Genomic DNA, 19,909 nt, shown 5'->3' with positions numbered 1-19,909 from the left:
CACCGATGGACGAGAAGGACCTCCTGGCCGAGCGCTTCCAGGCCGACCGCACGCACCTGAAGGCGGTCGCGTACCGGATGCTGGGGTCGCTGAGCGAGGCCGAGGACGCCGTCCAGGAAGCGTGGATCAAGCTCAGTCGCTCCGACATCGACGACGTGCGGAACCTGAGCGGCTGGCTGACGACGGTGGTCGGACGGGTCTGCCTCGACATGCTGCGCTCGCGCGCCTCCCGCCGCGAGGACCCGCTGGAGTACTTCGTCCCCGATCCGCTGGTCCGGGGCGCGGAGGGCACCACCCGCGACCCCGAGGAGGAGGCGCTGCTCGCCGACTCGGTGGGGCTGGCGCTGCTCGTGGTCCTGGAGACGCTGGGTCCGGCCGAACGGCTCGCCTTCGTCCTGCACGACATGTTCGCCGTCTCGTTCGACGAGATCGCCCCGATCGTGGACCGCACCCCGGCCGCGACCCGCCAGCTCGCGAGCCGCGCCCGCCGCCGTGTCCAGGGCGCCGCCCCGGCCCCGGCGCCCGACATCGCCCGGCAGCGGCAGGTCGTCGACGCCTTCATGGCGGCCTCGCACGGCGGTGACTTCGAGGGGCTGCTCGCGGTCCTCGACCCGGACGTGGTCCTGCGGGTGGACGGCGGCAAGGCGCTCGCGGCGGCCTCCGGCCTGGTCCGTGGCGCCGAGGCGGTCGTCAGCCAGGCGCTCACGTACGCCCGCTTCCGCCGCGACTACCGCAAGGTGCTGGTCAACGGCGCGCCGGGCATCGTCTCGTACGTGGACGGCCGGCTGTTCGGGCTCATGGCCTTCACGGTCGTGGACGAGCGAATCGTGCAGATCCAGATCATCGCGGACCCGGACCGCATGGCGGCCCTCGGCGTGCCGGCCCTGGAGGACTGAGCCGACGCGGTCACGCCCTGATCCACGGGGCGGCCCTAGGCTGGGTGCATGATCGCTGCGCTCATGCCGGAGGGGGTCGCCGTCGCCGAGGCCTTCGGCGATCTCCCGGATGCCCGGCTGTTTCCGGGGGAGGAGGCGGCGGTCCGCACCGCCGTCGACGAACGCCGTCGCGAGTACACCACCGTGCGGCACCTGGCCCGGCGCGCGATGGCGGATCTGGGGCTGCCGGCCGTCGCCGTCCTGTCCGGTGCCCGGCACGAGCCGCTGTGGCCCTCGGGGGTGGTGGGGAGCATGACTCACTGCCTCGGGTACCGGGCCGCCGCGCTGAGCCTCGACGACCGGCACGCCTCGCTCGGCATCGACGCCGAGCGGCACGCACCGCTCCCCCGGGGCGTCCTCGCCAAGATCGCCCACCCCGCCGAGGTGCCCCGGCTGGCGGAACTCACCGCCGCGAACCCCGAAGTGCACTGGGACACCCTGCTCTTCAGCGCCAAGGAGGCCGTCTACAAGGCCTGGTACCCGCTGGCCGGCGGCACGCTCGGCTTCCGGGAGACGGAACTGGACTTCGATCCCGCGTCCGACGTCTTCACCGCCGCGCTCCGCCGGCCGGGACCGGCGGAGGCGGGGCATCCACTCACCCGGATGACCGGGCGCTGGTACGTCCACGGCGGCCTGGTCTTCTCCGCCGTGACCGTCCGCCGTCCGCCCGCCCCCTAGGAGGCGGGCGGACGGCCGCCTCCCAGGAGGCCCGGTCGGACGGGGTGGGAGGGCCGGTCAGACGCGGTCCGGGACCCGGCCCAGGGTCCGGATGGGCCGCGTCGACAGCAGGGCGACGGCGGTGAGGAGCGCGACCAGGACGCCCACCAGGAGCACCTTGTCCGTGCCGACCGCACCGACCGCGGGACCGGCCAGCGCGCTGCCGATCGGGAACATGCCGACGGAGCCCGCGACCTCGTAGGCGTGGACGCGGTTGAGGACCTCGCCCGGCACCTGGGTCTGCACGCTGGTGGCCCACATGACACCCCAGAAGGTGATGCCGACGCCGACCACGACCTGGGCCACGGCGAGCAGCCAGACCGGCCAGTCGAGGACGATGCCGAGCGGGTAGAGCGGGAAGGCCAGCAGCGCCACCGCGCCCGCGGCCAGCGGCCGTGCGGGCTTGTAGCGCATCGCCAGCACCCCGCCGGCCACCGTGCCCGCGCCGAACGCGCAGTTGAGCAGGCCGAACGCGGTGGCGCCGTGCGTGGGCACGATCACGCCGGCGGCGAGCGTCAGCTGCGGCCCCCAGGAGAGCATCGCGAAGAACATCCAGATCACGATCACGCCCCAGAGCCAGCTCCGGGAGCGGAACTCGTACCAGCCGACCACCAGGTTGCGCACCAGGCTCTCGCCGGCCGGCGGGGCGGGCACCACCCCGAGCCGGAGCGCGAACAGGCAGACCGCGCTGATGCCGTAGGCGACGGCGGAGATCACCATCACCCAGCCGGTGGCGCCGACACCGACGAGCACACCGGCCAGCGCCGGGCCGCCCAGCGCCGTGAACGCCTCGGATATGCGCAGCACCCCGTTGGCGCCCTGTACGTCCCGGGCCACCAGCGGGACGGTCGAGGAGGCGCCCGGCTGGAACATCGCGTTGGCGGTGCCGACCACCATCAGCACCCCGTACAGGTGCCAGAGCTGGTCGATGCCCCGGATGAAGAGGAAGGCGAGCAGCACATGGGCGGTGAGGTTGGCCAGGTCGGCCATGATCATCATCCGGCGGGCGGTGAACCGGTCGGCGAGCACCCCGCCGAACAGCACGAGCCCCGCGAACGGGCCCACCAGGAAGGCCATCGCGTACCCGGCGGTGCTCAGGCCGTACCCGGCGCTGAGCAGTCCGGCCGAGACCGCGACGGGCAGCATGGCCCAGCCGAGCAGGCCCGCGCTCCGGGCGGTGAAGTAGTACTGGAAGTTGCGGGTCCAGATCGCCGGTTCCCCGGCCGCCGCCGACGGCGCCTCGGCGGGCCGGTCCTCGACCGGTGCGGCCGCGACCGCCGCAGAGGGGTCTGCCGAGTGATCGTTCATGTCTTCTTCACTACTCCAGCGGTGAGGGTGGGCTTGCGGTCGTACGGTTCGGGGCGGGCGGGGCGCCCGCGCGTGCCGCGAACGGACGGGCGGGCGATGCGGTCAGCGGGCCGACTCGGCCGGGACGGAGGCCGGCCGCAACTCCCCCACGGTGACCGGCTCCAGGCCGCGGCCGAGCAGGCCCTCGATGATCGAGGGCAGCGCCCGGACGGTCTGGCCCCGGTCGCCGGCGCCCTCGTGCATGAGCACCACCGAGCCCGGCCCCGCGGCGCCGAGGACGGTCTCGGCGATCTGCTCCGGCCCCGGCCGCGACCAGTCGCGGGAGTCGACGTCCCACATCGTCATGGTGGTGGGATGGTCCGCCAGGGCGGCCAGCACCTCCGGGGTCAGCGCGCCGTACGGCGGCCGGAAGAGCGTCGGGGCCTCGCCGGTCAGCCGCGCCACCGCCTCCGTCGTCCGGTCGATCTGCTCGTGCAGCTGAACCGGTGTCAGGTCGGGCAGGAACGGGTGCGACCAGGAGTGGTTGCCGATCTCGTGCCCCGCCGCGGCGATGCGGCGCACCTCGTCGGGCAGCGCCGCGACATGGTGGCCGACGCAGAAGAACGTGGCCCGGACGCCGTAGCGGTCCAGGATCTCCAGGATCCGGCGGGTGTGCACCGGATCCGGGCCGTCGTCGAAGGTGAGCGCCACCCTCGGCGTGTCCCGGCTGCCGTGCTCGATGCAGCGCCCGACGGCCGTCAGCCCGGCCTGGATCGGCTCGCTGCGCCGTACGCCCTCGAAGTACTCCTCGGCACGGCCGGACAGGCTTCCCCCTTCGGCCGTCACCCTGGCCAGCGCGTCCGGCTCGCTCCGCGCCTGCTCCGCCAGCCGCGCGGCCGGGACGGAGCCGAACCCCGGCCGGGGCGGCAGCAGCCACGGATCGGCGCGGTAGACCTCCAGACCGGCCGCCGTCATCGGTCCGTCGAGCAGTCCGTTGGTGCTCTCGAACACCGCGGCCAGCGGCTCCTCCTCACCCAGCTCCCGGAGCCGCTCGACGAGTGCGGCCACCTGGTCGGCGCCCCAACTGCTCGGCTCCGTCACCCTGCGCCCGGCCGTGTCGAGGACCTCGACCTCGTAACCCGCTCCGGTCCAGGCGATTCCCGCGTAACGCTTGCTCATTCGTCCCCCAGGGCGGTCGCCTCGGCGATCACCGATTCCTCGACCCCGCGCAGGAAGCGCTCCATCCCCTCACGGGAGAGCACCGCCGGGTCGGCCGTCATGCAGAGCTCCAGGGCGCCGGGGGCCGTCAGCACGTCCACCGCCACCGACACGTTCACCCGCGGCAGGAACTCCGTGGGCCAGCTGAACTCGGTCCGGCCGGCCAGCTCGCCCAGCGGGGCGTCCGGCCGCTCGACGGTGTCGAACGGCCCGTCGGCCGGGTCCCGGGTGTCGTTCCACCAGCAGGAGTGGTCGGCCGCCTCGCCCCGCTCGACCAGCCGCGCCACCTCCCGGTCCAACGCCCACTTGTCGTACCCGGCGTGACGGAACGCGCTGAACGAGACGGACCGGGTCCGCCGTACCGCGTCCTCGAAGTCCTTGTCCGCGTCCGTGAGGAGGAACACCGCCTCCTGCGCCATCGTGCTGACCGACTCGGCGGCGGCCGGCTGGAAACGGTTGCTCACCACCACCTGGAACAGCACGTCGCTGCTCCCCGACATGCGGGCGAGCTGGTGGGAGGCCGCGCCGAGCAGCACCGCGGCGTCGCTCACCCCCAGCTTCCCGGCCACCCGCTCGACGGCGACCGCGAGGGCGGGCGAGCGCAGCAGCGCGTTGGGGAACATGCGGCCCGGATCGGTCGCCGCCCGATCCGGATCCGCCGGGTTCAGGAAGATCCTCTTCGGGCCGGCGGTGAGCCGCTCGCACCAGTAGCGCCGGGCACCCTCGTCCCGGCGCCGGCCGAGCGGCGAGGCCTGGATCTCCGCCGCCTCCAGGGGCTGGAGCGCGGGGCGGGCCAGGAGCAGGGCCTCGGCGGACTCCCCCTCCTCGATCAGCGCCAGGTCGCGGAGCATCCGGCCCTCGCCCCAGAGGTCCATCGCGGTGTGCGAGGCCGCGAGGACCAGCCGGTGGACCAGGCCCTCGCACTCCACGAGACCGACCCGGAAGGGCCACTCCCGCGCGTGGTCGAAGGCGCGCCCCGCCAGCTCCTCCATCAGGGCCTCACCGGCCGCGGGGGCATCCGCCTCCCCGCACTCCCTGACCTCCACCGGAAGCTCGCCGGAGCCGTCCACGACCTGGTCCAGACCGTCCACGCCGTCCGGCAGGAGCCTGGTGCGCAGGCTGTCGTGCATCCGGAGCAGCTCCGTCAGGTCCGCGAGTACGCGGGCGGCGGGGCGGGGCGGGGTGAGCGGCAGGTCGAGCCGCAGGTTGTACCGGGGGGCGTCGTCGCCGAGCCGGGTGACGACACCCCAGATCGCTCGCTGCCCCCAGGTGGCCGGGCCGGTACCGGCGCGCGCGGACTCCAGCCTGATGGTCCGCTCCTGCGCCGTACGGGACATGCCGTTCCTGCCGGCCGTAGCGCCAGTGCCGTCCGTACCCCGAGTGCTGCTTGTGGTCACCGTGGTCACCGTGTTTCCCGACCTTCCCTTCGGTTGACTCGTATCGGTCGCCTCGTACGACGCCTGCCGCCTGCCGACACCGGCCCGGCCGCCCTGCGCCGGAGCCGCTAGTCCAGGCCCTGCGAAATGACCATGCGTTGGATCTGGTTGGTGCCCTCGACGATCTGCAGCAGCTTGGCCTCGCGCATCCAGCGCTCCACGGGATGGTCGGAGACGTAGCCGGCGCCTCCGAGCACCTGCACCGCGTCCGTGGTCACCTTCATCGCCATGTCGGTGGCGAAGAGCTTGGCCTTCGCCGCCTCCAGGGAGTAAGGCAGCCCGGCATCCTTGAGGCGGGCGGCCGCCAGGGTCAGCGCGCGGGCCGCCGCGATCTGGGTGGCCATGTCGGCCAGCAGGAAGCCGACGCCCTGGAAGGAGGCGATCCGCAGCCCGAACTGGCGCCGCTCCTTCGCGTACCGCACGGCGTAGTCGGCGGCGGCCTGGGCGATGCCGACCGCGCAGGCCGCGATGCCGAGGCGCCCGCAGTCCAGCGCGCCCATGGCGATCAGGAAGCCCTTGCCCTCACGTCCGATCAGGCGCCCGGCCGGGACGCGCACGCCCTCGAAGCCGACCTGGGCCGTGGGGTTGGACCAGACGCCGAGCTTCCGCTCCGGCTCGTGCACGACCATGCCCGGCGTGTCCCCGGGGACCACCAGACAGGACAGCCCCCGGGCCCCCGGACCGCCGGTGCGGCTGAACACGTTGTAGAAGTCCGCGTGACCCGCGTGGGTGACCCAGGCCTTGGTGCCGGTGACGCGGTACGCGTCGTCCTCCCGTACCGCACGGGTGGTGAGCGAGGCCGCGTCCGAACCGGCCTCCGCCTCCGACAGGCAGTACGCGCCGAGCAGTTCGCCGCTCAGCATGTCCGGCAGCAGCTCGTCGCGCTGGGCCTGGGTGCCGTACGTGGCGGTGCCGAAGCAGGCGAGGTTGTGCACGTTGACCGCCTCGGCCACTCCGAACCAGTGGTACGCGATCTCCTCCAGCGCCTGGAGGTAGACCTCGTACGGCTGTCCCCCGCCGCCGTACTCCTCGGGGTACGGCAGGCTCAGCAGCCCGGCCTTGCCCAGGGTGCGCACGATCTCCCGGGGGAACTCGTGGGCGGCCTCGAACTCCGCCACGTTGGGCGCGAGTTCGGCGGCGGCGATCTCCCGGACCAGGCCGAGCAGATCGGCCGCCTCCTCCGTGGGCAGGATGCGCTGGACCTTCATCGGACGACCTCCGTGATGTCGGGTGTGGTGAGCGACGTCGCCGGGCGGGTCGGTGACGGCTTGCGGGGCGGTGAGGGCTGCGGGACGTGACGGCGGACGGGCCGGTGACGGCGGGCTCGGTGACGGCGGACGGGACGGTGGCTAAGGGCGGGACGTGACGGTGACTGCGGGCGGTCAGTGACGGCCCCAGTCGAGGGTCTCCGGCCAGTGCCGGCCGACCCGGCGGACGGCGTAGTCCCAGTACGAGCGGACGGAGAGGTCGGCGTAGATGAAGTCCTGCTTGGCGGCCACGTCCTGCTCGGTGGACCACGTGTACGGGACGCCGGTGCTCTCGGCGGTCAGCTGGAGACGGCAGGCCCGCTCCAGCACCTGCGCGAAGACGGAAGCGTGCCGCACGCTCTTGCCGACGATCACTCCGCCGTGGTTGCGCAGCAGGACCGCCGGGTGGTCGTCGAGGTCCTTCGCGATGTGCTCACCGGTCTCGATGTCCAGGACCGTGTTGCTGGTCTCGGTGAAGAGACCGATCCGGTCGCGGAAGTAGGCGCCGTCGTGCGAGACGGGCCGCATCGGCAGATCCGTCGCACCGAACAGCAGGGTGTACGGCGCGTGGCTGTGGACGATGCCGTTGACGTCCGGGCGGGCCCGGTAGATGGCCTGGTGCAGCGGCAGCTCCGGCGGCGCCAGCGGCGGCGCGGGCAGGGTGTGGTCCACCGGGCAGCGGACCACGTCCGCCGGGGCGGCCTCGTCGAAGCCGACCAGCGCGCCCTTGATGAAGAACTCGTCCCGGCCCGGTATCCGGGCCGAGATCTGGCCCTGGTTGAAGTCGTCGTGCCCGTCGAGGGACAGCATCCGGGCGCCGATCGCCACCTGGAGGACGAGGCGGCTCTCGGCCGGGTTCAGCGGCCGCGGTTCATCGGTGGTCATGTCGTGTTCCTCGCTGTCAGGTCGTCGTAGACGTTGCGCATGGTGACCAGGCCGGGAGTCGCGGCCCGGGCCCAGTCCGCGGCGGCCAGCGCGCCCCGGGCCGGCACGGTCCAGCTGCCTACGTGGTGCCGGACGTGCAGCGCCTCGCCGTCCCAGGTGTGGGTCAACTCGTGTTCGCTGACGGGCAGCCCGGCCCGCTCGTCGGCGATGTCGGCCACCGGCCGGCCGCTCGCCCCGGTCCAGGTGTCCGCGAGCGCCAGCGCGGTGGCGCTCGGACGGTGCGCCTTGCCGAGCGGGTGCCGCTCCCGGACGGTGGTGGTCGTGGCGAAGCGACCGGTGGCCAGGCCGGCGGTGAACTCGGCGATGCGGACCTGGAGGTAGTGGGCGAAGGAGAGGTTGGTGGCCCGGACCACCGGCACGACGTCCGCCAGCTCCTCCAGCCCCTTCCACTGGGTGTCCGTGAGGTTGGAGACGCAGGCGACGAGCGGTACGCGATGGCCGGCGCAGAAATCCAGGACGTCGGCGTGCGCCTCGGGGGCGCTGGCGTCGACGAGCACGTCGGGCACCGCCTCGGCCGACCAGCCGCCGCGGCGGGAGGCGGTGAGGGAGACCCTCGTACCGTCGGCCTCGCAGACCGCCCGCAGGGCCGAGCCGAGCCGCCCGAGGCCGACGATCCCGATCGTGGGCCCGCCGCTCACCGCCACGTCAGGCATCGGCGCCCACCCCGCTCGCGACCACCAGGGCCGTGACGGAGTCGATGCTCTCGTAGTGCTCGATGTCGGCCTCCGGGTCGAGGTAGACACCGACCTCGTTCTCGATGCTGTCGATCAGGCGCATGTACGAGAGCGAGGAGTAGCCGACGTCGCGCAGCGAGTAGTTCGCGGCGGCGAGTTCGGCTGCGGAGACGCTGCCGTCCCCGGCGGCGACGGCCAGGTCGATGATCTTGGTGCGGAGCGCGGTGCTGTCCATGGGGAGTTCCTGTGTCTCGAAGAGGGATTCAGTTGCTCTGGGGCTCGGCGAACAGGCGCCGCAGGCGCTCGACGGACGGCTTGCCGATCGAGTTCGCCGGGATGCGGTCCACCAGCCGAAGGAGTCCGGGCACCTTGAACGAGGGGAGCGTCGCCGCGCAGTGGGTGCGCAGGGACTGGGCGGTCACACCGGTTTCGACGGCGACGACGGCCGCCAGGGTCGGCTCGCCGTGCTGGTTCTCGGCCTCGAAGGCGACCGCGTCCAGCACTCCGGCGGCCGTACGCAGCACGTCGGCGACCTCGATCGGGTCGATCTTGCGCCCGCCCACGTTGACCATCCGGCTCGTCCGGCCGGTCAGGTGCAGCGCGCCGTCCAGCAGATGGCCCTGGTCGCCGGTGCGGTAGTACCCCTCGGCGTCGACACGCTCCTCGAACACGCCGGGAGCGTTGAGGTACCGCGAGCCCATCGACTCGCTCCTGACCCGGATGCCCTGCTCCTCCGCGAGCAGCCGCACACCCGGCAGCGGCCCCCCGAGCCCGCTGCCCGCCCCGTCGGGGGCGTAGGTCAGCGGACCGGTCTCGGCGACGCCGTAGTAGTTGTGGATCGGTACGCCGGTGAGCCGCGTGAACTCCTGGCGTACGGTCTCGCGCAGCGGGGCGCCGGAGGAGATCGCGGTACGGACGGCCCCGAAGCCCGTCTCGGGGGCGCGGCGCACGATCGACTCGTACAGGGCCGGGAACGCCACCAGTCGCGTCGCCTCGGTGCTCTCCAGGAGACGTACGACCCGGGAGGCGGTCGGCAGACCCGTCGACAGGTGCAGCGAGGCCCCCGGCAGGAAGGCCGCGAGCAGGGACGTGTTGAACGCCAGACCGTTGGAGAGCGCGGCGAAGCAGGCGATCCGGTCGTCGGCCGAAAGCCCGGTGCCCTTCACCCAGTTGGCCGCCGCCGCGGACACGGCCGCGCCGGAGAACTCGATGCAGTTGGGCCGCCCGGTGGAGCCGGACGTGAAACGGCACACCTCGGTGTCGTCGAGGAGCCGGGGCCGGGGAGCGTCGGACCGGCGCACCCGGCCGACCGCGAGGCCGCCGAACGCGCCGTCGACGTCGACGCTCTCCGTCACGACGGTGGAGACGTCGGCGCCCGGGGCGTGGACCAGCAGATCGAGGCCGCAGTCCTCGGCGATCCGCTGGAGGTCGTACGGGCCGAAGGCCGCGTCGGCCAGGAAGGGCACCCCGCCGGCGAAGAGCGTGGCGAGAAGAGCGACCACGTAGTCGACGGAGTTGGTGGCGTAGAGCCCCACGCGAAGCCGCTCGCCAGGCGCGCCGCCATGCGCGGCGCCCCGCCCGTCGCCCGGCGCGCCGCCAGGCCCGTCGTACCGGGCGAGCCGGTCCGCGGCGACACGGGCCCGGTCGGCGAGTTCGGCGTATCCGAGCGATCCGTCGGCGTCGGTGACCGCGACCCGCTCGCCGTGGCGGGCGAGGACGTCGGTGAAGAGGCCGGGAAGTACGGCGGTCATCGGGCTCACCGCTCGTTCTGGGCGTGCGCCATGGCAAGCCGGTCGAACTTGATGCCCGAGTCGTCCGGGCAGCCGAGCAGCAGGGCGTACAGGATCTCGTCGTCCTCCGGCAGACCGGTCAGCGTGCGCCAGAGCGGTGTGTCGAAGCCGCCGATCGCGGTCACCCCGAGCTTCGCGCCGTTCGCCCCGAGATAGAGGAGCTGCCCCAAGGCGCCACAGCGGAAGCCGAGTTCACGGAGGTTCTCGGCCCCGGCGGCCGAGTCGGCCCCGGCGAGCGAGGTGCGCGGCACATGGAGCAGGAGGACGGCGGAGGCGCCGGCGAGGGCGCGCTGCTGCATGCAGGCCCGTGCCACCTCGTCGGTGGACGGCAGCCGTTCCGGTCGCCGCTCACCGGTCCGCAGCCGGTACACGGCGTCCCGCTCGGGGTCCGTGGTGGACCGCAGGACCAGGGTCGCGGAGAGCGGGGAGACCTCGGGGAGGTCGGTCGCCAGCGGCGTCGAGAGTGCGGAGACGGCCTGCCAGACGGCGTCGGCGGCGACGGGTTCGCCCGTGAACGCCTTGCTGGAGGAGCGGGTCGCGATCAGTTCCGGCCATCCGGACGGGTCACCCAAGCCGTGCTGCCCGTCGGACGGTTGCCGGTCGGTGCGGATCCGGGTGAGTGGTGCGGGTACGGAGTGGAGGCTCGGGGAGCCGGAGTGTTCGGGCCAGGCGGCGACGGAGTCCCAGCAGGTGGTCTCCAGCCACGACCGCCAGGTCGAGCCGCGCAGCTCCCGGTCGGTCTCGTCGTGCACGGTCCAGCGGGTCCACGCCTCGCCCGCCGGGCCGGCGGGCACCAGGGTCGCGGAGTGGATCTCGCGGCAGTTCTCGCCCGCCTCCAGCAGCTCCGAGAGCGACTCCCTCGGGAAGCGCAGCCGAAGCGCCCCCTTGGCACCCCGGCCGGCAGCGGCGAGTAAGAGGTTCCCGGCCGCGTGTCCCGCGTCGAGCTGGGTGTACAGGTAGCCGCGGTCGCCGTACTTGCGCATCGAGAGCCAGGGCCGGGTGAGCGTGACCACCAGCGCGCCGCCGTCCTCCGGAACGGCGAGCAGGGAGGCGTCCAGCGCGGTGGTGACGCGCGCGCCGACGGCCAGCCGGGCGCAGGTACGGCGGTCGGTGTCGATCCGGAAGGCGGTCGGCACACCGTTCTCCAGGACGAGGACGGCGAACTCGTACGGGTACACCGCTCCGGCCGACGGGACCGCCCGCGCCACGTACGAGCCGCAGGAGCGGTTGGCGCGACTGGTCAGCACGCCCTCCTCCAGCAGCGACAGGGCAAGGCGCAGACCGGGTGTCACCACGGGCTCGGCGGCCGGCTCGGGCGCGGCCGCCGGCAGGGCCACCCGCGCCCATAGATCATTGATACGGCCCGATGATTCGGGCTCGGGTGCGTATGCGACGGAGACGGCTTTGTGTGAGATCTGTTTTCCTTGCACGTCTGACGCAAGCCTCCTATTCTCTGACAGCCCACGGAAAAATGCATGGCAAGGCAGCACAGCCCGCAACGAATTCATGCGGAACTCATGCATGACGAAGAAATGCAGGGGCGCACCGGCTCATGGGTGCGCAACGATCCCCCACGGAACCCCTGCAGGACTTGAAGCGCCTCCGACCAGGCACTGATGCGTTCTCGGATCGCGAGAAGGGTGCTGCGACCTACTGGCACCCACACTGCTGCGCCGACCGCGGCGAGCGCTTTCCCATCCGGCCCCCTGTCTCGGAATATGACACGTATCCGATGGAACGCCTCGCGGACGAGAACGCGTGATCGGTTACGGCCATTCCAGCCTGCCAAGCCGCTCGGTATTGGTCAAGACCATTAGAAAAGCAAGGCTGTTGAATAAATCCGGACGCCCCCGGGGAGGACGATAGATCGGACAGGGGTCTTCAGCTCCGGCACACCCCGCGGCCACCGCAGCTGGGATCGTCCGACACCTTCGGGTGCCGCGGTGCCGACCCGTCCGCCCCCGCACACGACGAAGCGCCCCGCCCGGTCGAGACCGGGCGGGGCGCTTCCTGCAGGCCGGAGGGTCTCCCCTCCCCTGTCGTACGTAGGCCGTGTGGGACTCGAACCCACAACCAACGGATTAAAAGTCCGCTGCTCTGCCAATTGAGCTAACGGCCCTCGGCACAACACACCCGAGCATAGCCGCATCGATCGCCGGAGCCGATCGGGTATCCGACACGGCCCCGTCTCCGCGGGGCCCGCCCGGGATGGCGGGCGGGCCCCAGGGGGCGGGTCAGTACAGGCCCTTGAAGGCGCCCCAGCCGCCGGTCCCGATCAGCACACGCGCCGCGTACAGGCCGTTGCCCTGGTTGCTGTAGCGCCACAGCTTCCCGGACGTGTCACGGGCGACGAGATCCCCCCGCGCGTCGCCGGTGAGGTCGCCGACGCCGACGAGGGAGGTGTACGCGCCCCAGCCGCCGCCGACCTTCACCCGCGCGGTCACGCCACCCGAAGCGGTGCCGTAGTAGCGCCACAGCACACCCGAGGCGTCCAGGCCGAGCAGATCGCCCCGCCCGTCACCGTTCAGGTCACCGGCGCCCGTGATCTTCCCGTACAGCTTCCAGTTCGTACCGATCTTCACCCGGGAACCGAGCCGGTGATCGGCCGTCCCGGCGTAGAAGTACATGTCGCCGGTGGACGCCTGGCGCGCGATCAGATCCGTCCGGCCGTCACCGTTCACGTCACCGGACGACGTCAGCACGTCGTACTGGCCCCAGCCCGAACCGATCACCGTGTACGGCGACGACGCCGACACGATCGCGCCGCAGCCCGGCCGGTACGCCCGCAACTGGTCACCGACGCGCACCAGCACGTCGTTGCAGCGGTCGCCGTTGACATCGCCGAAGGGCACGAGCGCCGACGACGAGGCGAACTTCCCGCCGGTACCCGCCATCCGCGACGACAAGCCGCCCGTGCCGGTGCCCTTGTACAGCGACACCAGACCGGTCGTGTCCATCGCCAGCAGATCGCCGAACCCGTCGTCGCCCATGAGGTCTCGGCGCACCGCCGCGGCACCGCTCACCCCGACCGTGCCCGTGGCCTTCGCCTCCGTGGCCCGGCCGTCGGCCGGCTTCGCCGACAGCGTCCACGCGTACGCGCCGTTCGCGACCGGCTTCCCGGCCGCGTCCTTGCCGTCCCACGAGGTGCTCACGTAGCCGCGCGCCTTTCCTCCCGAGAGCGTGCGCACCACGGCACCGGTCGTGTGGCTCCGCAGAGTCAGCGTCCAGGAGGCAGCGGGTTCGGTGAGCCACCAACGCGGTTTCCAGGAGTCGTTCCTGACGTTCGCGGCAGGGGCCGTCACGGCATCCGCAACCGTGATGCCGGACGTGGCGACACCACTGCCCGCGAGGTGGAGCGCACCCTTCGCCCCGGCCCAGGCGATCGTGTTCGTCGCCGGGTCGACGTCCCACGCCGCGTCGCTGGCGTCCAGATCGGCGTCGATCTCGTGGACCGTGCCGCCGTTGCGCAGGTCCTTCACCTTGAGCTTGTCGTCCTGCGGGTACGCGATGAGTCCGTCGCCGAGCTTGGCACGCCTCCCGTAGCCGATCCCGAGGGGGGTGACGGCGTCCGTCTCCAGGTCCAGCACGCCCTCGTCGTCCCGCGCTCCGGAACAGATCCAGTGCAGCCAGCGGCCGACCGACTCGGCACCCTCGACGAAGCAGCCTGAGAGGTACACCTCGTCGACGCGGGCGCCCGTCCGGACGTCGTAGCCGACGATCGAGCCGTGGCCCTCGCCCCTGGCCCACAGCGTCGTCCCCGAGAGGGACAGCGCCTGGACGGGGAGTTTCCGGACCACCCGCCCGGTGTCGGTGTCGATGATCCGGGTCTCCGGCGAACCGCCGGGAAGCATCGCGTATACGACGCTCCAGCGGCCCCAGTTTCCGATCACGCGCTGCGCGTAGGTACCGACGTCGATCGTGGTGCCGGGCAGTCGCTCACCCTCGGCCAGGCGGTGGACCGGCAGGACGCCCGGGCTCGGTCCACTGCCCAGAGGGCCGGCGTAGACGATGCGGCCGTCGCCGGTCTCGTCGATCTCCGGGCAGCCGAGGGCGCACTCCAGCCAGCCCCGGTCCACGCGCTCGCCGTGGACGAACGTGTCACCCCCGGGCTCGGCCGTGCGTGTGTACATGCCCGTACGGCCGACCGCCGCGACGCTCTCCAGGCTGGTGAGACGCCCCTGGCGGTACGAGAGCCGGTTCACCGTGTTCGGCACGGTCCGGGTCGCCACGCGGGTGTCGCGCGTGGCGAAGGCCCGTCCGCCGCCGTCCGCCCGGATCAGCTGGACGCCCCACTCGGAGACGGTCGAACCGCCGTGGACCAGCAGACCGCCGTCCGGGGTCGCCATCGCGGGGTCCATCGACCGGGCCAGGACGGTGCGGACAGGTCCGCCGTCCAGCGGCTCGGCGTCCACACGCCAGTTGGGCAGGTCCATGGCACGCGCTCCGAGCGCCGGGTCGTGCCGGGCGACGATCAGCTCCTGGCCGACCATGCCCAGCACCCGGGTCTCCAGGTCGCCCTCGAGCGGCAGCACGCGCTCGGGCTTCGTCAGGTCGTCCCGCCGGAACACGGTCACCTTGCCGTACCCGCCGACCAGCAGGCGGTCCGGCGTCAGGAACATATCGCCGACGATCGACGACGTGTCGACGCCGATGGGGGACACACGCTGCCGCGTCACGTCCAGCCAGTAATACGCGCCCCTCCAGCCGAGCACCGCCCCCTCGGCGTCGCCGACTCCGACGCCGACCCCGCCGTCGCCCTCGGGCAGCCCCTCGACGGGGCGGTCACGCAGCTGCCCGTCCTGGACGTCCAGCACATGGAGGCGGGTCTCGGCCACGGGCCCGCTCCGGGTCAGCACGTTCCAGCCGAACGCCTTCATGAAACTGTGCCCGGCCGGCAGCTTCACGGTCGCGGTTCGTCCCGTGACCATGTCGCGCAGGGAGACGGTGTCCGTCGACTCCACATGGTGCGCGATCACGTCCGACGCCCCGGTGCGCCATCCGTGCGACGGGCCGACCGTGCTCGTCGGGTCGACCTCGACCTCCGTGCTGCCCCCGTACGAACGCCAGATCGCGCCTCGCCCTTCCTCGACGCGCAGATATCCGTGAGGCCCGGCGTTCACCACGTCGCTGTGGACGGGCACCTCGGTGGTCACCCCGGGGATGACCACCGTGGCGGGCGACTGCGCCTGTGCGGTGGGGAACTCCGGACCGACGACGAACGCCGCTCCCAACGCGACCGCGACGGCGACGAAGCCGCCCAGGGGTCTCTTGTCGTACACGCTTCTCCTCATCGGAAACGCCAGCCGCTTCTGGCTCTCATGCACCGGAGGACGGGGACGCACGGCGGCATGCGGCGGACAGCGTGCGCGGACGACGACCGGACGGACGTGGCGCGCGACGAGGTGGGCGGGTTGCTGATCCCGCGACCGGACGGTCTAACGGACGAAGCCCCCACCTGTCCTGCTGCCCGGTGCCCCCCACTCAGGTGAGCGGATCCTAACAGCCGTGGATCGCCGTGCTCGCGGGCACGGCAGGCACGTTCGAACCCGTTCAAAGAAGCAGGGCCCGTACGTCACCGAAGTGTCGTACGGGCCCTGCTCGGCGTTTCTCTCAGCGAGCTACGCCAGGTCAGCCGTTGCGCTTCCAGCGCGGCTTGTCGTCGCGGCGGCCGAAGGAGCCGCCCGTCGAGCCGGTGCCGCGGTGGTCGCCGCCGCGGTGGTCGTCACGGCGGCCGTACGGGCGGTCGCCGCCCGAGCGGAAGCCGCCCGAGGGACGGTCGTCACGACGGTCGCGGTTGAACGGACGGTCGCTGCCACGGTGGCCGCCCGAGGGACGGTCGTCACGGCGGAAGCCGCCACGGTCGTCACGACGCTCGTTGTCCCGGCGGAAGCCACCCGACGGACGGTCGTCGCGGTTGAAGCCGCCCGAGGGACGGTCGTCACGGCGGAAGCCGCCACGGTCGCCACGGTCGTTGTCCCGGCGGAAACCGCCGGACGGACGGTCGTTGTCACGACGCTCGAAGGAACGGCCGCCACGGTCGTCGCGGTTGAAGCCGCCCGAGGGACGGTCCTCGCGACGGAAGCCGCCACGGTCGTCACGACGGTCGTTGTCCCGGCGGAAGCCACCCGACGGACGGTCGTCGCGACGGAAGCCGCCACCACGGTTGTCGTCGCGGCGGAAGCCACCGCGGTCGTCACGGCGGTCGTCGCGACGGAAGCCGCCACGGTCGCCGCCGCGGTCACGGCGCTCGTAGTTGCCCCGCTCGTCGCGGAACGCCGGGCGCTGCTCCTCGCGGCGCTCCTGGACCGGCTCGGACGCGACCACGGCCGCGGCGACCTCGGCCTCGGCGGCCTCCGTCACCTCGGCGACGGCGGCCTCCGGGTCCTCGCCCCGCTCACGCGCGGAACGGGCGACCAGACGGTCGGCCTCCTCGCGGAGCTCGGCGGCGCGGCGCGTCAGACGCTCCAGCTGCTTGGTGAGGTCGGCGACCTCGCGCTCCGCCTGCTTGGCGGCGTTGTTCGCGGAGTCGGCCTGGACCTCGGTGAGCGAACGCGCACCGGTGATCTCGGCGACCTCCGGGTCGAACGCGCCCGCGCCGCCCACGATGTGACGCGAGGCGTCGACGCCCGCGTCCTCCATCAGGCGGAAGATCTGACGGCGCTGGTGCGGCAGGGCCAGGGAGACCACGACGCCCGAACGGCCGGCACGGGCGGTACGGCCCGAGCGGTGCAGGTAGTCCTTGTGGTCGCCGGCCGGGTCCACGTTCAGGACCAGGTCGATGCCGTCGACGTGGATGCCGCGGGCGGCGACGTCGGTGGCGACGAGCGCGTTGACGTAGCCGTCCTTGAAGTCGGCGAGGACGCGGGTACGGGCACCCTGCGTCATGCCGCCGTGCAGCGCGTCCGCCTTCACGCCGGCCTCGACGAGCTGCTCGGCGATGCGGTCGGCGCCCAGCTGGGTGCGGACGAAGATGATCGTGCGGCCCTTGCGGGCGGCGATGGCGGCCGTGACCGGCGCCTTGTCCTTCGGCTTCACGACGAGGACGTGGTGCGACATGGTCGTGACGTTGCCCTGGGCGCTGTCGACCTCGTGGCTGACCGGGTTGTTCAGGTAGCGCTTGACCAGGGTGCCGATCTCGTTCTCCATGGTGGCGGAGAAGAGCATGCGCTGGCCGCCCTCGGGGACCTGGTCGAGCAGCTCGGTGACCTCGGGCAGGAAGCCCAGGTCGGACATCTGGTCGGCCTCGTCGAGGACCGAGACCTGGACGTTCTCCAGGGAGCAGGCGCCGCGGTTGATGATGTCGCGCAGACGACCAGGGGTGGCGACGAGGATGTCGACGCCGCGCTCGAGGGCGTAGATCTGGTTGCCCATGGACGTACCGCCGCAGACGACCTTGATCTTCAGGCCAAGCACGTCGCCGTACGGCTGGAGGGCGTCCGCGACCTGCATCGCGAGCTCACGGGTCGGGGTGAGGATGACCGCGCGGGGCTTCTTCTTCTCGGTGTGGCCGCCGGCCAGCTGGGCCAGCGTCGGCAGGCCGAAGGAGAGGGTCTTGCCGGAGCCGGTACGGCCGCGGCCGAGGATGTCCTTGCCGGCCAGGGCGTCCGGGATGGTCGCCGCCTGGATCGGGAAGGGGGTGGTCACGCCGTTCTGCGCGAGCTTGCGCACGACGCCCTCGGGCAGGCCCAGGTCGGCGAAGGTGATGGTGGGCTCGGAGGACTCGGCCTCGGCGGCCTCGGTGACGTCGGACGCCTCGGTCTCGACGATCTCGGTGGCCTCGACGGCCTCGACGATCTCGTCGTTCTCGGGCATGACGGCGTGGTCAGAACTGAAAATGGACATGCGAAATGCGAAACCTTCCGGAGTCTCGGCACGCGCCCGTCAACTCCGTGAAATTCGCAAATCGACCGCCTCAATGCGGTCCAGCCACGGCTAGGGAGAGTACGCGCCACGCGGCGCTCTTCTGTGTCGGCGCCGGGCAATGGGATCAAACGATCTACCACCATACGCACCCTCCCCCACCTATGGCAAACCGGACTGCGTCACACCGGTCCGACCTGCGGGGATGCCTCCGGCTCCACCGGGCCTCCCGGCCCGTCCGCCGCCTTCATCGCACCCATGTGGGTGTCGGCCCCGGGGCTCGCAGTCGGCGAGTCGGAGGGGTCGGGCGTGGGTTCCGGGCTCGGACTCGGGCTCGGCTCCTCGGGCTGCGTGGGAGAGGGGTCCGGCGGGTCCACCGGCGGACTGGGCTCGCCGGCGGGCGCGCTCGGCCCGCCCGCGCCCCCGCCCGGCCCGCCGGGCACCTGACCGCCCGGCTTGGGCACGCTCCCGCCACCGCCGCCCGCCGGCGGGTCGACGGGCGGCTTCCCGGAGACCGACGGCGAGCCGCTCGGCACCGGCGACTCCTCGCCCGCACCGTCCGCGTCGGGACCGCTCACCCCGGCCGCGCTCCGGCCGGTCCCGCCGCGCCCGCCCGAGGACACCCCGAGACCACCGCCGGACTCGGCCGCCACACCGTCCTGCTTCCCGGCGGACTTGCTCGGCGCCGGCTTCGCGCCCTCGTCACTCACACTCATGCAGCCGCTCAGACCGGCACAGGCGGCGACCGCCAGCGCGGTGGCGGCCCATCTCACACGGTGGGGCAAATGGCGCACGGAGGGCACCTCCAGGACACAAAGGGCGGGAACGGCGGGGAAGGGCAGGCGGAAGAACGTGCCTGCCTTCCCAACTCCCTTTGCGCCGCAAGGGACACGCCCGCACGCCAACCACCTGTCGGCCGCCGGCCCATGGTCCCGGGCCGCCAGACGTCACCCTTCGGCTCTACGCCGCCGGTTTTGTCAGCCGTAGCCCAGCGCGTGCAGCCGCTCGTCGTCGATGCCGAAGTGATGGGCGATCTCGTGCACGACGGTGATCTCGGTCTCCTCGACCACGTCCTCGCGCGACTCGCACATCCGCAGCGTCGGCCCCCGGTAGATCGTGATCCGGTCCGGCAGCACCCCCGCGTACCACTCACCCCGGTCCGTCAGCGGAGTCCCCTCGTACAGACCGAGAAGCTCCGGGTCGTCCGGTGCGGGCTCGTCCTCGACGAACACCGCGACGTTGTCCATCAGCCGCGTCAGCTCCGGCGGGATCCGGTCCAGGGCTTCGGCGACAAGCTCCTCGAACTCCTCACGCGTCATCTCCAGCACCCGGCCATTGTCCCCCCAGGGGAAACCGTTTTGGCGATAGCGGCCGGTATCCCATATGCTTCTCACGTCCCCGACGCGCTGAGAAGCGCGCAGGTGAGCCCCTAGCCCTCATCGTCTAGTGGCCCAGGACGCCGCCCTTTCAAGGCGGTAGCACGGGTTCGAATCCCGTTGGGGGCACGCAGTACCGTGTGCGAGACTAGTGATCGCGCACAAGCTTGGCTCTGTGGAGCAGTTGGTTAGCTCGCCACCCTGTCAAGGTGGAGGTCGCGGGTTCAAGTCCCGTCAGAGTCGCTGAAGCTGGAAACAGCTTCGTGGCTGGGTAGCTCAGTTGGTACGAGCGATCGCCTGAAAAGCGATAGGTCGCCGGTTCGACCCCGGCCCCAGCCACAAAAAGAAGGCCCCGTTCGAGAGAACGGGGCCTTCTTCGTGTCGCGGGAGGCTGGACGCCGCAGACGGCGACGCAGACGGCGAG

Annotated in this window: 15 protein-coding genes and 4 tRNA genes; 5 read left to right on the top strand and 14 right to left on the bottom strand. The window is 72.3% G+C overall.

The window, feature by feature from the left end:
* Nucleotides 1-5: 5 nt before the first annotated feature.
* The gene (sigJ, locus tag ACZ3IJ_RS15515) at nt 6-896 is read left to right on the top strand and encodes an RNA polymerase sigma factor SigJ (RefSeq protein WP_467468353.1); all 891 of its coding nucleotides are present in this window, start codon (nt 6-8) and stop codon (nt 894-896) included.
* A 48-nt stretch (nt 897-944) separates the two neighbouring features.
* Nucleotides 945-1,613 carry a 4'-phosphopantetheinyl transferase family protein gene (locus ACZ3IJ_RS15510; RefSeq protein ID WP_467468351.1) on the top strand — a complete coding sequence of 223 codons (669 nt, stop codon included), beginning with the start codon at nt 945-947 and terminating at the stop codon, nt 1,611-1,613.
* A gap of 57 nt (nt 1,614-1,670) precedes the next feature.
* Here the strand turns inward: ACZ3IJ_RS15510 and ACZ3IJ_RS15505 are convergent, their stop codons facing one another.
* The 14 genes from ACZ3IJ_RS15505 to ACZ3IJ_RS15440 all read right to left on the bottom strand — a co-directional run bounded on the left by ACZ3IJ_RS15505 (nt 1,671) and on the right by ACZ3IJ_RS15440 (nt 19,437).
* The gene (locus ACZ3IJ_RS15505) at nt 1,671-2,960 is read right to left on the bottom strand and encodes an MFS transporter (RefSeq protein ID WP_467468349.1); all 1,290 of its coding nucleotides are present in this window, start codon (nt 2,958-2,960) and stop codon (nt 1,671-1,673) included.
* A 102-nt stretch (nt 2,961-3,062) separates the two neighbouring features.
* Nucleotides 3,063-4,118 (bottom strand): polysaccharide deacetylase family protein, encoded by a 1,056-nt coding sequence (locus tag ACZ3IJ_RS15500; RefSeq protein ID WP_467468347.1) that lies wholly within the window; start codon nt 4,116-4,118, stop codon nt 3,063-3,065.
* Nucleotides 4,115-5,494: a condensation domain-containing protein gene (locus ACZ3IJ_RS15495; protein ID WP_467468345.1), complete on the bottom strand. Its 1,380-nt coding sequence runs from the start codon at nt 5,492-5,494 to the stop codon at nt 4,115-4,117. Before ACZ3IJ_RS15495 ends, ACZ3IJ_RS15500 begins: the two co-directional genes overlap by 4 nt.
* Before the next feature lie 167 nt (nt 5,495-5,661).
* Nucleotides 5,662-6,801, bottom strand: coding sequence for an acyl-CoA dehydrogenase family protein (locus tag ACZ3IJ_RS15490; protein ID WP_467468343.1), 1,140 nt, complete (start codon nt 6,799-6,801; stop codon nt 5,662-5,664).
* A gap of 174 nt (nt 6,802-6,975) precedes the next feature.
* On the bottom strand, nt 6,976-7,725 hold the full coding sequence (locus ACZ3IJ_RS15485; RefSeq protein ID WP_467468341.1) for a class II aldolase/adducin family protein: 750 nt from the start codon (nt 7,723-7,725) through the stop codon (nt 6,976-6,978).
* Nucleotides 7,722-8,438, bottom strand: coding sequence for a dihydrodipicolinate reductase C-terminal domain-containing protein (locus ACZ3IJ_RS15480; RefSeq protein WP_467468339.1), 717 nt, complete (start codon nt 8,436-8,438; stop codon nt 7,722-7,724). The genes ACZ3IJ_RS15485 and ACZ3IJ_RS15480 overlap by 4 nt, the downstream gene beginning before the upstream one ends.
* Complete coding sequence (locus ACZ3IJ_RS15475; RefSeq protein ID WP_391799878.1) at nt 8,431-8,694, bottom strand: phosphopantetheine-binding protein; 264 nt, start codon at nt 8,692-8,694, stop codon at nt 8,431-8,433. Before ACZ3IJ_RS15475 ends, ACZ3IJ_RS15480 begins: the two co-directional genes overlap by 8 nt.
* A 28-nt stretch (nt 8,695-8,722) precedes the next feature.
* Entirely contained in the window at nt 8,723-10,210 is a 1,488-nt protein-coding gene (locus ACZ3IJ_RS15470) for a class I adenylate-forming enzyme family protein (protein ID WP_467468336.1), read from the bottom strand.
* 5 nt (nt 10,211-10,215) lie between these two features.
* Nucleotides 10,216-11,586, bottom strand: coding sequence for a nitroreductase family protein (locus ACZ3IJ_RS15465; RefSeq protein ID WP_467468334.1), 1,371 nt, complete (start codon nt 11,584-11,586; stop codon nt 10,216-10,218).
* A 709-nt stretch (nt 11,587-12,295) separates the two neighbouring features.
* Nucleotides 12,296-12,368, bottom strand: a tRNA-Lys gene (locus ACZ3IJ_RS15460).
* 115 nt (nt 12,369-12,483) lie between these two features.
* The gene (locus ACZ3IJ_RS15455) at nt 12,484-15,528 is read right to left on the bottom strand and encodes an FG-GAP-like repeat-containing protein (protein ID WP_467468332.1); all 3,045 of its coding nucleotides are present in this window, start codon (nt 15,526-15,528) and stop codon (nt 12,484-12,486) included.
* 349 nt (nt 15,529-15,877) lie between these two features.
* Complete coding sequence (locus tag ACZ3IJ_RS15450; protein WP_467468330.1) at nt 15,878-18,091, bottom strand: DEAD/DEAH box helicase; 2,214 nt, start codon at nt 18,089-18,091, stop codon at nt 15,878-15,880.
* 200 nt (nt 18,092-18,291) lie between these two features.
* A complete protein-coding gene (locus ACZ3IJ_RS15445; RefSeq protein WP_467468328.1) occupies nt 18,292-18,825 on the bottom strand; it encodes a hypothetical protein in 534 nt (177 codons plus the stop codon).
* 261 nt (nt 18,826-19,086) lie between these two features.
* Entirely contained in the window at nt 19,087-19,437 is a 351-nt protein-coding gene (locus ACZ3IJ_RS15440) for a metallopeptidase family protein (RefSeq protein WP_352189716.1), read from the bottom strand.
* A gap of 104 nt (nt 19,438-19,541) precedes the next feature.
* On the opposite strand from ACZ3IJ_RS15440, the gene ACZ3IJ_RS15435 reads away from it, so the two are divergent.
* The 3 genes from ACZ3IJ_RS15435 (at nt 19,542) to ACZ3IJ_RS15425 (ending at nt 19,824) form a co-directional block, all read left to right on the top strand.
* Nucleotides 19,542-19,614, top strand: a tRNA-Glu gene (locus ACZ3IJ_RS15435).
* Nucleotides 19,615-19,654: 40 nt separating this feature from the next.
* Nucleotides 19,655-19,728 (top strand) — tRNA-Asp (locus ACZ3IJ_RS15430).
* Between the two features lie 22 nt (nt 19,729-19,750).
* Nucleotides 19,751-19,824, top strand: a tRNA-Phe gene (locus ACZ3IJ_RS15425).
* The last annotated feature ends 85 nt before the right edge of the window (nt 19,825-19,909 follow it).

The organism is Streptomyces sp. NPDC013317 (assembly GCF_055563155.1).
This window is presented reverse-complemented; position numbering and strand designations above follow the sequence as displayed.